The organism is Nostoc flagelliforme FACHB-838 (assembly GCF_014698065.1).
Lineage (GTDB): Bacteria > Cyanobacteriota > Cyanobacteriia > Cyanobacteriales > Nostocaceae > Nostoc > Nostoc flagelliforme_B.
This window is the reverse complement of sequence record NZ_JACJSI010000083.1, coordinates 1-14,295: the sequence shown is the minus strand read 5'-3', so window position 1 is coordinate 14,295 and position 14,295 is coordinate 1. Positions and strand designations below refer to the sequence as shown.

The window sequence follows — 14,295 nt, the reverse complement described above, 5'->3', positions numbered from 1 at the left end:
AATAACTGTAATAAGAAAAATATTGTTAAGGTAATTTAGTGAGTCCAACTGCTCAATCCACGACAAATGCGCGTCGCGTAGTATTTCCTTTTACGGCAATTGTCGGCCAGGAAGAAATGAAACTGGCGCTGCTATTGAACGTGATTGACCCCAAAATTGGGGGTGTAATGATTATGGGCGATCGCGGCACCGGAAAATCCACAACTATCCGGGCGCTGGCGGATCTGCTGCCAGAAATTTCTGTGGTTGCTAATGACCCTTTCAGTAGTGATCCTAGCGACCCCGACTTGATGAGCGATGAAGTCCGCCAACTGTTAGAACAAGGGGCAGAAATTCCCGTAGCTCACAAAAAAGTCCAAATGGTAGACCTACCGCTAGGAGCTACAGAAGACCGAGTTTGTGGCACAATCGACATCGAGAAAGCTTTATCTGAAGGTGTCAAAGCCTTTGAACCGGGACTGCTGGCAAAGGCTAACCGAGGCATTCTCTATGTGGATGAAGTCAACTTACTAGATGACCACCTTGTAGACGTGTTACTCGACTCCGCCGCCAGTGGATGGAACACTGTAGAACGAGAAGGCATTTCTATTCGTCACCCAGCGCGTTTCGTTCTTGTAGGTTCTGGAAACCCAGAAGAAGGCGAACTACGCCCCCAACTGCTTGACCGCTTTGGGATGCACGCAGAAATTCATACAGTAAAAGAACCAGCGTTGCGGGTGCAAATCGTGGAACAAAGGGCAGATTTTGACCAAAATCCGCCAGTATTTCTCGAAAATTACAAACCCCAACAAGAAGCATTGCAACAGCAAATTGTCAATGCTCAACAGCTTTTACCAGAAGTAAAAATTGATTATGATCTGCGGGTAAAAATTTCTGAAGTCTGCTCAGAACTGGATGTAGATGGTTTACGGGGTGACATTGTTAGTAACCGCGCCGCCAAAGCCTTAACAGCTTATGAAGGACGCACTGAAGTTACAGTTGATGACATCCATCGCGTCATCACACTATGCTTGCGTCACAGACTGCGGAAAGACCCCTTAGAATCGATTGATTCTGGTTACAAAGTCGCCAAAGTTTTTAGCCGCATCTTTGGCGTTGAATTACCAGAAGGTGATACTGCACAAAAAAATGGCACAGGTCAAAAATTAGGGGCTAGGGGTTAAAAGTTAACAGTGAGGAGTTAGAAGTTTTGAATGAAAAGCTACTTCATAATTCACAACTTTAATTCCTCACTCAGCACTGAGTATATAACTCAATAACTACTAACTTTTAACTCACCATTCAGCACTGACTATATAACTCATAACTTTTAACTCAACACAGACTATGAGATTTTGGTCTTTTTGGTACAACAGCTTTATTCTATCCAGCCAATATAACCCGCCCAGGTTTGTAGAATTATTGATGCTCTTATTAGCGATCGCAATGCTGGCAATAGCTAGTATTTTACCCGAAAGACCCTATTTAATCTTAGGCTTGAGCTTAGTAGTTGGAGCATCTATTTCCATCTTAGTAAGGGAAGCGATCGCCCCCTCACCCCAGACGCGAATTACCCAACTAACAGCATCTTTATTACTCATCATCAGCCTCTACGGTTTTGCTGACTTAATGTACGCTCTTTAATAGGAAATGGGGAATAGGCAATTAACTCAGCATTTGATTTTTGCAAGTCCTTAAAGCAAACGCGAAATCCTCAGTATTCAGCCGTTAGTGGGTAACGTGCAAAAAATCAATAGTCGGTGCAATCGTCATCACCCGCTCACAATCCCCACCTTATGAGTGCATTTTAGGTGCAAAGGGAACTTCCGCGAACCGTTAATAACCTTCCTAAAGATTGACTTTCCTTTATTTTTGCTTTGCCCGTAGGCAGACGAGATCGCTACAGAAAATCAGTAATATTGGCATAGCTAAAAGGCTTGTGTGGATTTCATCCTACTTTGTTCAAGCCGTATTTTTTTATGAGTTTGGTAAGCAGTAATTATGCGTTGGCAAATAGGTCGTCGGAGTACAAATGTTGAAGATCGGCGTGGGACGAATATTTCCGCTCCTGTCGTGGGTGGAGGTGTTGGAGCAGCGCTGATATCGCTACTGGTTTTACTATTGGGTGGTGATCCCAGTGCCATTTGGCAACAATATTCTCTACCAAGTGATAGCCCTATAGCTGAGTCACCTCAAACAACGGGATCTCAAGCTCAAGATAAAATGGCAGATTTTGTATCTGTCGTACTGGCTGATACAGAAGATACATGGAGTGAGTTGTTTCGGCAAGACGGAGAAACTTATGTAGAACCAAAGTTAGTTCTTTACTCTGGTGCTGTGGAGTCTGCTTGTGGATTTGCACGTTCAGCAGTTGGGCCGTTTTATTGTCCGCGCGATCAAAAAGTGTATATTGACTTGAGTTTTTACCGCGATTTGAAGACTCGATATCAAGCACCTGGAGATTTTGCTCAAGCATACGTAATTGCTCATGAAATTGGGCATCATGTTCAAAATTTACTTGGGATTTCGCAGCAAGTTAGAACCTTGCAAAATCAAGTAAATCAGACGCAAGCAAATCAGCTTTCTGTGCGATTAGAATTACAAGCAGACTGTTTTGCAGGCGTTTGGGCAAATCATGCTCAACGCTCACGGCAAATTCTGGAAACAGGTGATATTGAAGAAGCATTGAACGCAGCTAGCAGTATTGGAGACGACCGCTTGCAAAAACAAGCTAGAGGCTATGTTGTGCCAGAATCTTTTACACATGGTAGTTCAGCGCAAAGGGTTCGCTGGTTTAAACAAGGTATCCAAACGGGCGATCCTCAGCAATGTAATACTTTTGCCAAAAATTAAGCTGCTCTCAAGTGAGGAAAATATAAAAAAGAAAAAAGTATATTTATTATTAAGTGGGAAAGATAGATAAAAAATAAGAGAAATGGTGTTATTGCAAATTAAAAACGCAGCAGCTTCGTTAGGTATTTTATATCCCTGATCAAAAAATTTAACCCCCTCTGACACCAGAAGAGGCGTATTTTAAAATTGAAAAAATTAGCTGAATCTTCTTCATCCCTAGTATAGATTTCATATTCCTCATGAGAAAAATCACGAGGTATTTAAAGTCTATAGTCCAAGGGTAGGAAATTTTTACAACAGGCTAATTGTTGGCTTAAATGACTGAGATTCAACAAATAGCATACTTTGCTCACTAAAAGCAGTCCAATCTTGGCTGTTGGATAAAGGTTCAGAGGCGACAATAACTTGGTTTAGTTCATTGAACGCATCATAAGACCAATAAAGAGTAGGCGCTTGTGTGCGATAAGCACAGCGAATTGCTGCAATTCCTTCACCATCACTGACAATTAAATTGGCACTAAAGCTGGTGTTGTGTTTTGATGCCAACTCAGTCAATTTTTGAACTGTAGCACTTAATGCTGAGAATAGAGTGCTGTTTGGAGACGACTGCCAAATTTCCACTAGTAAGGCGAAGATGTGTTCCGAGTCAGTCATGCCTTTAATCAGGCGGTATGTGGAATCAGAGAGACTCTCACGTATTGGTCTATAGAGAGTTTCTTGAAAGTTTGATATTTCGCCATTATGTACAAACAATAATTTTCCACTACGAAATGGTTGACAGTTGCTAATATCGAGCGATTCACCTATCCCAGCTAATCGAACATAGCCTACAGTACAAGTAGATTGTACATAGTTGCTCAATTCCTCCAAATTCGGATCATTCCACAGTGGGATCGTATTTCGGTAAATGAAGGGTTTACCCGCTTCGTCGTACCAGCCTACACCCACTCCGTCTGCACAAACTACTCCTGATTTTAATTCCAAAGAACTGTAACTTTGTTTGTACAGCGAATGCTCCTGTTTATACAGCAACTCATCTAATTGGATAGCGTTACCAAGGTAGCCAATTAATCTACACATAATAAAAATGACGTTGCTGAAAGATTAAGGAAATTCAGTCGCAAGCCTCGATAGAAATCGAATTTTTTAACTGGGCAATTATTGCAAACCATTACTAACTTAACAACTATTTTTTATCTTGTGTATGCTTTAACTGTGACTTTAGTCATGGTTTTGTGTATAACTTTTAGAAGAATTTTTGATAAAAAAATAGATTTCCGAAATTTAGATATAGATAAACTAAAGAATATTGCTATTTTATGCAACTAATTAGAGAATTTTCCCATTTTTAACTGGCGTTTCATAAACTACCACAATCACTCAATTGGATTGGTTTAAACAACAACATTCCAGTAAACTCCTGATTCAAAACCCTTTCTCACTTCACAAGCTCTGGAAATGTCTAATGTATGAATCTTTTGATACTTAAAATAATTGAGCGTTCAGGTAAAATGCCAGTTACTCAGTCTGCCGATTTTAATACCCTAAGTATGACTTAATAAGTTTAAATTAAAATTTAGTATATCTTAAAGACTAGAAAATAAGTTTTTGTTATTAACTCCCAAATTTATTACAGATATAATTTAGCCTCTGGATTGAAAAATCCCGAAATTTTATTTTCTTCTGAAATAAAAGCCCAAAAAAATAAGGGGAAGATAAATTTATCTCCCCCTGCTCTGTCGTTTTTGTTTTTGTCTAGCTTGTTAGCTTCCTTGAGTCTTTGCCGTAACATTTGCCTTTGTTTTTTCAGTTGGCGCTGTCTAGCAGAACCGCCTCTACCTTTATCATTTCTGCCTTCTTTAAGGGGAGATTCCCATCTTTTGAGGCGCATAAGTTTTTTACCTCTTTATTTATTGTTTGGTAGTGGGCAGGAGGAGAATCGAACTCCTATGACCGTAAGGCCGCCACATTTTGAGTGTGGTGCGTCTACCAATTCCGCCACCCGCCCATATATCTAACCTTAACTAGTATACTCTAATTTATTGATTTTGTAACGAGTTTGAAAATTAATTCTCAAAATTTTGCTGGAATGAATATATAGTTCTAAGAATTTTCTAGCTTAAAAGCGTGGCAGGGTCAATAAACTAGGGTCGATATCTTGTAGTTTGGTACAGCCGCTAAGTGCCATTCCGACACTTAACTCATCTTCGAGGAGTGAGATGACACGAGATACGCCGATTTGTCCTCCTACCGCTAATCCCCACAAAATAGGTCGTCCGATGAGTACTGCTTTTGCTCCTAATGCTAGGGCTTTGAGAATGTCTGTGCCCCTACGAATGCCTCCATCCAATAGCACTTCTACTTTACCATCCACTGCTGCTACTATTTCAGCTAGGGCATCTAAAGAAGCGATCGCACCATCAAGTTGTCTGCCTCCATGATTGGAAACAACGATTGCTTTGGCTCCATATTCTACAGCCCGCACAGCATCATCTCCCCGTAAAACTCCTTTGATAACTAAAGGTAATGGAGATAAAGACTGCAACCATTCCAAATCGTGCCAAGTGACTGCTGGGTTTAGCTGTTGGGCAAAATAGGTAAATAATCCAGATTCGCCTTTTTCATGGGAAATATCTAGCCCTGAGATGGTGGCAAGATTAGCCAGATGTAAGTCTTGGGGTAAGGCAAACTCATTACGTCTATCTCTCTCCCGCTGTCCAAGAACGGGTGCATCTACAGTTAGACAAAGTGCTTTGTAGCCTGATTTATAGGCTTTTTCTACCAAAGCACGAGTTAATCCTCGGTCTTTATGGATGTAAAGCTGGAACCATCGCAGAGAATCTGGAAACTGATTACATCCAGTCGCCACTTCTTCAATGCTCTTTGTTGCCATTGTACTTAACACCATGCCCACGCCAGCTGATGCGGCAGCTAGAGCCGTGGCAACTTCTCCGTCTGGATGAGCTAGACATTGAAAAGCCATCGGCGCGATTAACAAAGGTAGTTGCAGGGGTTGCCCTAAAATGGAGGTGGTTAGATTGCGATCGCTCACATCGACTAATATCCGAGGTCGCAGCTTGACTCGCTCAAAGGCAGCACGATTATCTCGCAATGTGATTTCGTCCCAAGCGCCACTGCTATAGTAATCAAGTGTCGTTTGAGACAGATACTCTTTTGCTAGCTTTTCGTACTCAAAAAGGTTGATGGGTTGAAAGCGATCGTCATCGGATAAGTAGGTAGACATAATTAAATGTAAGTAGAACTTTTATTCGCAGTGAGCAATTTATCACTCTCCATAAGATTTTAAATGGCTAGAGCCGCTTACTACGAGCTTTGATTTAATTAAGCCCTTCTGCTTAAAACTGTCATGGTAGTGCCTGTGAGTTAACCAATGGGGCGTTTGAACAAGCTTAAGTAGTCATCGACTTATTAGTCAAGGTGAAGAACCCAGTATCTTCGATTGAGTTCTTCTAGAGGAACCTATTTAATAATTCTTCCCTAGATAGTTGCAGTAATAAAGGAGTAAATTCTTCTGGAGATAATCTTAATAAAGGTTCAATAATTACTATTAGTTGTGCATTTAAAGAACCAAAGCGAACTTGCAATAGATTTTTTCTATAACATCACGACGCTCTGCTTGAATCCCTTCCTGAATTCCTTCTTGTTTAGATTCTGCTAATTTTTGCTCATAAATAGGTGATAAGCGCATAATTAAATCTCTATCCTCCTCGTCTATATTTTGATTGAATTCTAAGATAGTCTTTAAATTCAATTACATTAATTAATGTATAAAACTGCTGCTATAGCGGTTCCCATTCAGATGCGGTACAAGATTATATTGCGAGGGTAAGGGCACGGCACTGCTGTGCCCTTACGGGTGTACCTTACGTAAACGAGAACCGCTATAAAGCTTTACTAATATTCTGTATTTGCCCTCTGCTGAAAAAGAATGTAGAGACGTAGCACTGCTACGTCTCTACAAGGATTCTCGATAACACATATTTAATTTCTGAAGATGTTTAGTGCATGGAAAGTATCTCACTTTCCGCTCCACAAAATATAAAAGCGGTTGTGAATAGTAGCTCTACCAATTGCGCCACCCACCTTTAGGTGCAACTTCATTATTAGTAGACTTCAGTCCGTGACTTTGCAACAGAGTTTGATATTCTGTGCTGCTTGCCCAGCGGTCAATTTCTCGCGCCCGTAACACTGGTACTGGATGGGTCAATTGGGCTGTGCGGGCGGCTTTAACCATTTCGCCCAATTCTGTCTTGCTAATATCATCGTAAGCACGGGCTTGGGCAACAAAGGCATCGAGATTCAGTTGTGGCGCTAAGGTAGGAGAACCACCCGCCAACTTCATCAACACGGACATGACAACTTTGGGGTCTTGGGTTGCTAGTAATGCGGCGCGATCACAGGTAAACTCAGCACAGCGTACCCATTCTAAAAGTTGTGCCTGTATCGCTTGGGCAACGAAGGTTCCAACATTAGGCACAATCGCCGCAGCTAATATGAGTAAATTTACAGGAGTCAAGTAAACACTATGGTCACACTTGAGATGTCCCAACTCGTGGGCGATTACTGCCTGTATTTCCTCTGGTGTCAGCATATCAATCAGGGAAGTGTGTAGCACAACAAAGGGCTGCTTACCGCGCACAGCAAAAGTATAGGCGTTGGGAGCCGGATGTTGCCGGACGTATAGCTGGGGAGGATCTATATCCAGGATTTTACAGGCATCTAACAACAATTTGTATAAATCGGGCAGTTGCTTTTCACCCACCAGAACACTGGAGGCAATATTTTCCACATAGAAAACTTGCTCTGCCATTGGGCCAAGCCAATTTCGCACCAACATATCTATGCCTGGTATCTGCTTGAGCGCTCTGGTAGCTTCCAGGTCTAAGGGATGACGAAATGAGTCAGCTTTTAAACCAATTAGCGGGGTTTTGAAGAAGGACATAGTGCAGCAAGCTATAAAAAACACAACTATGGAATCTGGCTGGATAGATAAACAGCCTCCCACAGTTAGTATAACGATTTCAGTAGGGGCATATTCTGAAAACCCTTATCCATTGTTGAGAAAACTAAACATGAGTTCAGACTTAGTGACATGATCAAAGGAAGTCATGTTTTTATGTTGTCACTATGAAAATATTGGTGTTGAATGCCGGATCGAGCAGCCAAAAGAGTTGTCTGTATGAAATTTCAGATGAAGCTCTCCCCACCCAAGCACCCCAACCACTTTGGGAAGGGAAAATAAACTGGACTCAAGATCGGGGTGTGGCAGAAATTGAGGTGAAAACTGCTGCGGGTGGAACGCTGCAAAAATCAATCTCTGGTGATTCCCCACAGGCGCACCTCACCTATATGCTCAATACACTCAATCATGATGCTATTAAGGTAATTGATCAGTTGTCAGAAATCGATGTGGTGGGGCATCGGATAGTACATGGTGGACAAGATTATCGAGATAGTGTGGTAATTACGGGGGATGTCAAAAAGGCGATCGCAGGTCTGTCTAACCTTGCTCCAGCACATAATCCAGTTGGTTTGGAAGGTATAGAAGCAATTGAAAAAATCTTAGGAGATGTCACACAAGTAGCAGCTTTTGATACCGGATTTCATGGTACTTTACCCGATGCAGCAGCGATCTATCCCGGCCCATATCAGTGGGTAGAGCAAGGTATTCGCCGCTATGGGTTTCATGGTATCAGTCACCAATACTGTTCTCAGCGTGCTGTTCAAATTCTCGGTCGAGATGTTGCATCTGAGCGGTTAATTGTCTGCCATCTGGGTAATGGTTGCTCTTTAGCGGCGATTAAAAACGGCCGCAGTATTGATACCACAATGGGATTCACGCCTCTAGAAGGATTAATGATGGGTAGTCGTTCTGGTTCAGTTGATCCGGGAATTCTGATTTACCTGTTACGACACTGTAATTACTCTGTGGAAAGGTTGGATCATATATTAAATAAAGATTCTGGGTTAAAAGGAATTTCGGGTGTATCTAGCGATATGCGTGAAGTGAGAGAAGCGATCTCTACGACAAGCAATTCCCGCGCTCAACTGGCGTGGGATATCTACGTACATCGCCTACGTTCTGGTATCGGTGCAATGCTTACTAGTTTGAACGGATTAGATGCTTTGATATTCACAGCTGGCGTAGGTGAACACTCCGCAGAAATTCGCCAAGCCGCTTGTGAAGCCTTTGGATTTATCGGACTGAAACTTGACCTTGAGAAAAATCAACAGCAGCCGGTAGATGAGGATATTGCTACACCCGATTCAGCAGTGCGGGTATTGGTTATTCATACTCAAGAAGATTGGGCGATCGCCGGGCAATGTTGGCAGATGTTGAAACGTAATTAGAAAGTCTGATTTCAACTGGGTAAGCTTGTTTTGAATATGCAGTTACTATACTTGACATTTCTACACCCCTATTCAATCCCCTATAGCCAATTTTCAAGCCAGTAACCAACGCATAAAACCTTTACCAATTTGTCCCACTATAAAACTAAAAACTCTTTGTAATAGCGGCCCCAGCAGTGAGAAAAACAGTAAAACTAATAAATCATTGAGACTAAAAAGAAAAATACTAGAAGTAACACAAGTTAGCCCCCATGCCAGCCAATTTCGATATTGAGAACTGATAGATGTCCATCTGGGAAGTTGATTAACAAGCCAATAGCGAATAGTAGCAAATACAAAAGATGTTATTATACCCGCAAGTATTGATAATGAAAGTGCTAAATGTAATTTCGAAATTAAAAAAGCAGCAGGGAACAGCGAAGCTAGCTCCCAAGCTAATAGATTTAATTTACTCCGAAAACTGTTTAGTATTTGTTCAACAAGCCAATAATGTATAGAAACAATATTTAAACATTCAGGAGTTTGGATAAAATCACTTTTGATTTTATGAATTATGTCACCATAAAATAAGATATTGCTTTGTAAGACAATATCTTCTTCTTTCCAAAAATATAAAGCTGATGTTTCGTCTTGATAATAAGAATTAAATGTGAGTCCATACTGTAAATTTGGTTTATTTTCTAATGATTTACTCCACAATAATTTAATAAAAGTTACTACAAAAGTATTATCAAAAATTTGAAATGTTTTTTTAAAAATTGCTAATTTATTGGATTGTAAAGTATTATTACTAAAGTAAATATTATCGCTAAAGCAGTTGTAGTACCAAAGATAAGCCAGTAGTTTTGGCGGAATGTACAAAGAGCAGCCTATTTCTCGCGCTCGCTCAATTTGCTTTATAATTGCCTTATTTAAACAAAAACTATATTGTGCTGGTTCAACCTTAATTTTAAGTTCAATCGGAGTGCCTTGAGAGATTTGCAGAAAGAAAGAGAGTTGAACATCAGCTTGATGATCTGTATGTGTTTTATAAGCGTTCATTTCGGGATAATTTTGCGATACTTTGTATAATACCAATCAGAAAATCTAGTGTTCCACGCCACTGTTTTTCTCCAGCAACTACCCCTTCATTATGTATTTTTAGGATTAAATCCCTATCACCTTCAGGTAATTTAAATAGCTTATTATGGTAACGACTAATAATATCTCCATCTAACTGCATAACAGTTTGAGCATAAATAATATCAATATCTACGCTAGTAATATTACCACCATTAAGTGCAGCTTTAAGTTCAGATATTTTCCGCAAGTTACGAATAAATTTATCGTTCTTTAAAAGTTTTTCAATTTCTTTCCATCTTTGCCGCAAACTTTTTTGATTTTTATCTTCTTGATCTGGAACAGGAGTTGGAGCAGGTAATATTGGTCGAGCTAACTTTATGTATTCCTCATCAGTTGGAACAATATTTGCTTTATGTTCCACCTGATATTTAAGACGCTCTTGATATTGTATTATCCTGGGGTCTGTCTCATTATCATTACTTTGTTCAAGGAGAATGTAAAAATATTCTCTTTCAAGTTGCGAAAATAGGCTTGTATAGCGTTCGCGTAGCTCTTGAGCTTGAGTTTTTTCTGGTTCTGGTAAATCGTCTGGATTTGGAATTCTTTTGACATCAAAGTAGTCTTTGTCATTTATTGAATAAATCTCTTCATACGCTTGCCAAGCATTAAACTTTGCACCAGTAATTTGCTCTACAACCATCGTATTTACTTCTAAAGCTGTAATATCATCGACTAATACATTTACAGATGAGACTAGTTTTTCTAGCAAATCTTTGGCTTGTTCTTGAATTTTGTTAGACATAGTAATAATTTCCTTGATGTCTCTAAAGTAAATTAACCTACAGGTTTGGATAAGTTCCTATTCTGTAGGTATTTTAAGGTGACTATTAATTAATAAATATCAACTATTATGGACGTGGTAGCGATTGTTGTGAAGTTTTACGAAATTTCATAATTTCTATAAAAAATCCATATAACTTCTGCAAACTTTCTATGTTTTTTTGCATAATCTCCCGGCTTTCTTTGATTTGACTCAGATGAAACTCCCGAAGTTCTGTATATGGGCCATTACCAACAAATTGACTACCCACTTCATTATTTATATCACCATCAATTAGATTGATTATGGTGTACATTCGATTACCTGTTTGAGCAATTTGTTGCTCTTGTGGTTGTTCTAACTGAGCAGAGGAGTCTGGAACCCAAGTGGTGATTTCTAACTCAACAACTTCAACTATTGCTGTTTTAATAACATCAATAACTTCATCAATATTAAATCCTTCTCCCTTAGTGTTCAGCTTCTTAACTTTTCTTTTAAATTCACTACTTGGTTTGCTAAATTGACTATTATTTTCTTCGTTTTCAAGAGCTTGACCGTTACTTGCCGTATTTTCGTTAAGGATTTTATTTACCATGACATTTTAGAGGTTACAGATTTAAATATAAAACAAATACAATTTTACTATTATGTCAAAAGTTTTAAGGGTTTTACTCAATAAAAGTAACTAAAGTCAAAAGAACTTAATAATTTAAGAAGCTTTTTTTAAAGAAAAGTAAAGTTGTAATTTATCTAGCCAAATTTATTTTATAGAAAGGATAATATGATTTTAAATTTTGAAGTCACTGCGTTGTGATAAGTCCATTAATACGGTAGGTGTTTCCCCTGTTGTTCTAAGTGGTACGATTCTGAAAATCATTATTTGATTAGCTTTTAGGCATTTTATAAGAATAGATATAAATTAGCTGCTCTCTGTACCTAAATTAATCTAAAGAACATCTTAATATACAAGCAATAATTTAGTATATTTTTATACTATATTATTAGTCAATTTATTTTAGCCAATCTGTTTTCTATAGCGCTTTTCGTCTGTATGCAATACACTCTTACCTCAAAAGAGAGGCTTTGAATTTTACTCTCTTTTCCCTTATAGGAAAAAGGTTAGAGGTTAGGTATATATTGCACTTAACCGAGAAGCGCTATAGCAAAGCGTAGACTTGCAAGTGCAAGATGACTTTCTTATATCACTATGTATACAATGATATGGCAATGATGATAAGGACAAGGAAAAGATGTTGTTATCTCGTCAAGCTTTTGCTACACCTTTTGTAATTTGTATGTGTATTTTAGGAGTTGGCTTGATTCAATTCCCCCAATTGCAAAAACTAATAAATCGCAAGCAATCTGCGTCTTTAGAAACTTTAGAGAAAGAAATAAAAACTGAAAATCTCCGTCTTAATTTTCTCAAAAAAACACCTAGTTTTAGTTATAATAATTTAATTGCAGATTTGGTATATCTCAATTTTCTCCAATATTTTGGAGATGATGAAGTTAGGGATAAAACAGGTTACAGTTTAAGCCCAGAATATTTTGAAGTTATTCTAGAACGTGACCCGCGATTTTTAGCAGCGTATCGGAGTCTTTCGATCAGTACTTCATTATATGCTGCTATGCCTGAACGTGCGATCGCACTATCAGAGAAAGGCTTAAAATCGCTATCTCCCTCGGTTCCCGAAAAGTCTTATTACATCTGGCGTTATAAAGGAGTTGATGAGTTATTATTTTTAGGCAACGCTAAAGCTGCCCAACAGTCTTTTGCAACGGCGGCAAACTGGGCTAGTAATTTTTCAGATGAAGAGAGTCAGCTTATAGCTAATACTTCCCAAAAAACTGCTGAATTCCTGAGCCGAAATCCTAACAGTAAATATGCTCAAATTTCCACTTGGGCAATGGTTTTAAATAATCACGTTGATGAAAGAACTGAGAAACGCGCAATTAAAGAAATCGAAGCTTTGGGAGGAAAAGTAGTTACAACTCCTGAAGGTATCAATAAGATTATATTTCCCCCCAAAGATTAAATCACGTATGGTTGGGTAGATTAGCACCAATGTCAATACAATTGGCAAAATCGGAGTTTCAAATATTAGGGTGTTTTCCTGTTATTTTCCAGTTGCGCCCTCACCTTGAGCAAGCTAAGTTTGTAGAACAAGTTCGATATCAAATGAAAGAAGGATATCAACTTGCATTCTTGGAAGTAGAAAAGTAAGCTGTAGCGATCGCTGGAATTCGCATTTACAATTGTTTAGCATTGGGAAATTTTTTATACATTGATGATTTAGTTGTTGATGAGTTTAATCGGTCACATAGCTATGGGCAACAGCTATTTCAGTGGCTAATTGAATATACAAAAGATCATGACTGTAAACACCCATTCGTGAGAGGTTAGAATGATTGGACTTTTGTCAAGAGGGTGCGGGAAAAGGAGATAAATCCAGCTTGGAGAGTGGCTTTCGGAGATATTTAACCACACCTAAATCTTGATTCTCTGGGGCGGCAAAGTATTTAATCGGATCATCAGCTTTACCTTTATCATAGGCAACACTAAAATGATAAAGTCCTCGATAAATCATCTCAAGAGAAATGCGGTCGAATGGTAGAGATAATTCGTCTGCAACCGCGTCCCCCAAATCAACTAAAACAGCATAAAATAACCAAGTTGCCCAGACTTGTAGCTTGACACCATTAATAGAGCCAGTCCACAAATAAGACAGCCCCAATAAACGTTTAACCGAGTAAAAAGCTTCTTCAATTCTCCATCTTCTTCGATATAAATCTGCCACGACATAGGGAGGTAATATTGCAGGGTCGAGAACAGAAGTAATGTAAGAATAACTAGTTTTACCAACCTTTATTTCAATTAGGCGTAAAGTTAAAACTGGTGCGCCACGACGAACAGTTCCAAGTTGAATCAATCGGTCTTTAAGCGAATGGTCATAGCTAAAAATCTTTAAGTATTTAATAGATGCTTTGGCTTTTAAGCGAGTAATAAAATTAACTTCTTGGTTAATAAGTTGTTGCAAAAATTGGAAATGGTAAAAACCTCTATCAAGTAAAATTAGAGTTTTAGTAGGCAGTAAATTTAGTAAAGGAGCTTCAAAATTAGTCTCTGATGCGGCAGGATTGGTGTGAAACCAAACTTCTATCGGTAAACGAGTAACCAAATCAATAACTGTACAAATCTTTCCTGCTAA

Annotated in this window: 14 protein-coding genes, 1 tRNA gene and 1 pseudogene; 6 read left to right on the top strand and 10 right to left on the bottom strand. The window is 38.9% G+C overall.

Annotated elements, in window-relative coordinates:
• Positions 1-38: 38 nt before the first annotated feature.
• The 3 genes from bchI (at position 39) to ypfJ (ending at position 2,832) form a co-directional block, all read left to right on the top strand.
• Complete coding sequence (bchI, locus tag H6G97_RS27460) at positions 39-1,163, top strand: magnesium chelatase ATPase subunit I (protein WP_190943736.1); 1,125 nt, start codon at positions 39-41, stop codon at positions 1,161-1,163.
• A 163-nt stretch (positions 1,164-1,326) separates the two neighbouring features.
• Positions 1,327-1,623, top strand: a complete 297-nt coding sequence (locus tag H6G97_RS27455) for a hypothetical protein (RefSeq protein WP_190943735.1) — start codon at positions 1,327-1,329, stop codon at positions 1,621-1,623.
• 357 nt (positions 1,624-1,980) lie between these two features.
• Positions 1,981-2,832, top strand: coding sequence for a KPN_02809 family neutral zinc metallopeptidase (ypfJ, locus tag H6G97_RS27450; RefSeq protein WP_190943734.1), 852 nt, complete (start codon positions 1,981-1,983; stop codon positions 2,830-2,832).
• A 291-nt stretch (positions 2,833-3,123) separates the two neighbouring features.
• Here the strand turns inward: ypfJ and egtC are convergent, their stop codons facing one another.
• The 6 genes from egtC to H6G97_RS27420 form a co-directional block, all read right to left on the bottom strand.
• On the bottom strand, positions 3,124-3,912 hold the full coding sequence (gene egtC, locus H6G97_RS27445; protein ID WP_190943733.1) for an ergothioneine biosynthesis protein EgtC: 789 nt from the start codon (positions 3,910-3,912) through the stop codon (positions 3,124-3,126).
• Positions 3,913-4,462: 550 nt separating this feature from the next.
• A complete protein-coding gene (locus H6G97_RS27440; protein ID WP_190943732.1) occupies positions 4,463-4,723 on the bottom strand; it encodes a hypothetical protein in 261 nt (86 codons plus the stop codon).
• Positions 4,724-4,756: 33 nt separating this feature from the next.
• Positions 4,757-4,840, bottom strand: a tRNA-Leu gene (locus tag H6G97_RS27435).
• Between the two features lie 111 nt (positions 4,841-4,951).
• Entirely contained in the window at positions 4,952-6,076 is a 1,125-nt protein-coding gene (locus H6G97_RS27430; RefSeq protein ID WP_190943731.1) for an alpha-hydroxy acid oxidase, read from the bottom strand.
• Between the two features lie 336 nt (positions 6,077-6,412).
• The gene (locus tag H6G97_RS52955; RefSeq protein ID WP_242055284.1) at positions 6,413-6,604 is read right to left on the bottom strand and encodes a hypothetical protein; all 192 of its coding nucleotides are present in this window, start codon (positions 6,602-6,604) and stop codon (positions 6,413-6,415) included.
• Between the two features lie 312 nt (positions 6,605-6,916).
• The gene (locus H6G97_RS27420) at positions 6,917-7,795 is read right to left on the bottom strand and encodes a M48 family metallopeptidase (protein WP_190943730.1); all 879 of its coding nucleotides are present in this window, start codon (positions 7,793-7,795) and stop codon (positions 6,917-6,919) included.
• 185 nt (positions 7,796-7,980) lie between these two features.
• On the opposite strand from H6G97_RS27420, the gene H6G97_RS27415 reads away from it, so the two are divergent.
• Positions 7,981-9,204, top strand: coding sequence for an acetate kinase (locus H6G97_RS27415; protein ID WP_190943729.1), 1,224 nt, complete (start codon positions 7,981-7,983; stop codon positions 9,202-9,204).
• Between the two features lie 93 nt (positions 9,205-9,297).
• On the opposite strand, the gene H6G97_RS27410 is transcribed toward H6G97_RS27415, so the two are convergent.
• The 3 genes from H6G97_RS27410 to H6G97_RS27400 all read right to left on the bottom strand — a co-directional run bounded on the left by H6G97_RS27410 (position 9,298) and on the right by H6G97_RS27400 (position 11,681).
• Positions 9,298-10,245, bottom strand: a complete 948-nt coding sequence (locus H6G97_RS27410) for a hypothetical protein (protein WP_190943728.1) — start codon at positions 10,243-10,245, stop codon at positions 9,298-9,300.
• Entirely contained in the window at positions 10,232-11,068 is an 837-nt protein-coding gene (locus H6G97_RS27405) for a hypothetical protein (RefSeq protein ID WP_190943727.1), read from the bottom strand. Before H6G97_RS27405 ends, H6G97_RS27410 begins: the two co-directional genes overlap by 14 nt.
• Before the next feature lie 106 nt (positions 11,069-11,174).
• On the bottom strand, positions 11,175-11,681 hold the full coding sequence (locus tag H6G97_RS27400; RefSeq protein ID WP_190943726.1) for a hypothetical protein: 507 nt from the start codon (positions 11,679-11,681) through the stop codon (positions 11,175-11,177).
• Positions 11,682-12,336: 655 nt separating this feature from the next.
• On the opposite strand from H6G97_RS27400, the gene H6G97_RS27395 reads away from it, so the two are divergent.
• Together H6G97_RS27395 and H6G97_RS55495 are read left to right on the top strand one after the other, a co-directional pair.
• Positions 12,337-13,122, top strand: a complete 786-nt coding sequence (locus H6G97_RS27395; RefSeq protein WP_190943725.1) for a hypothetical protein — start codon at positions 12,337-12,339, stop codon at positions 13,120-13,122.
• 197 nt (positions 13,123-13,319) lie between these two features.
• A complete protein-coding gene (locus H6G97_RS55495; RefSeq protein ID WP_338421856.1) occupies positions 13,320-13,490 on the top strand; it encodes a GNAT family N-acetyltransferase in 171 nt (56 codons plus the stop codon).
• A gap of 28 nt (positions 13,491-13,518) precedes the next feature.
• On the opposite strand, the pseudogene H6G97_RS27390 reads toward H6G97_RS55495, so the two are convergent.
• A pseudogene (locus H6G97_RS27390) lies at positions 13,519-14,295 on the bottom strand (IS4 family transposase); the annotation flags it as partial.

Coding starts and splice junctions, on each gene's coding strand:
- H6G97_RS27455 (WP_190943735.1), top strand. CDS start 1,327: ATGAGATTTTGGTCTTTTTGGTACAACAGCTTTATTCTATCCAGCCAA.
- ypfJ (WP_190943734.1), top strand. CDS start 1,981: ATGCGTTGGCAAATAGGTCGTCGGAGTACAAATGTTGAAGATCGGCGT.
- egtC (WP_190943733.1), bottom strand. CDS start 3,912: ATGTGTAGATTAATTGGCTACCTTGGTAACGCTATCCAATTAGATGAG.
- H6G97_RS27440 (WP_190943732.1), bottom strand. CDS start 4,723: ATGCGCCTCAAAAGATGGGAATCTCCCCTTAAAGAAGGCAGAAATGAT.
- H6G97_RS27430 (WP_190943731.1), bottom strand. CDS start 6,076: ATGTCTACCTACTTATCCGATGACGATCGCTTTCAACCCATCAACCTT.
- H6G97_RS27420 (WP_190943730.1), bottom strand. CDS start 7,795: ATGTCCTTCTTCAAAACCCCGCTAATTGGTTTAAAAGCTGACTCATTT.
- H6G97_RS27415 (WP_190943729.1), top strand. CDS start 7,981: ATGAAAATATTGGTGTTGAATGCCGGATCGAGCAGCCAAAAGAGTTGT.
- H6G97_RS27410 (WP_190943728.1), bottom strand. CDS start 10,245: ATGAACGCTTATAAAACACATACAGATCATCAAGCTGATGTTCAACTC.
- H6G97_RS27405 (WP_190943727.1), bottom strand. CDS start 11,068: ATGTCTAACAAAATTCAAGAACAAGCCAAAGATTTGCTAGAAAAACTA.
- H6G97_RS27400 (WP_190943726.1), bottom strand. CDS start 11,681: ATGGTAAATAAAATCCTTAACGAAAATACGGCAAGTAACGGTCAAGCT.
- H6G97_RS27395 (WP_190943725.1), top strand. CDS start 12,337: ATGTTGTTATCTCGTCAAGCTTTTGCTACACCTTTTGTAATTTGTATG.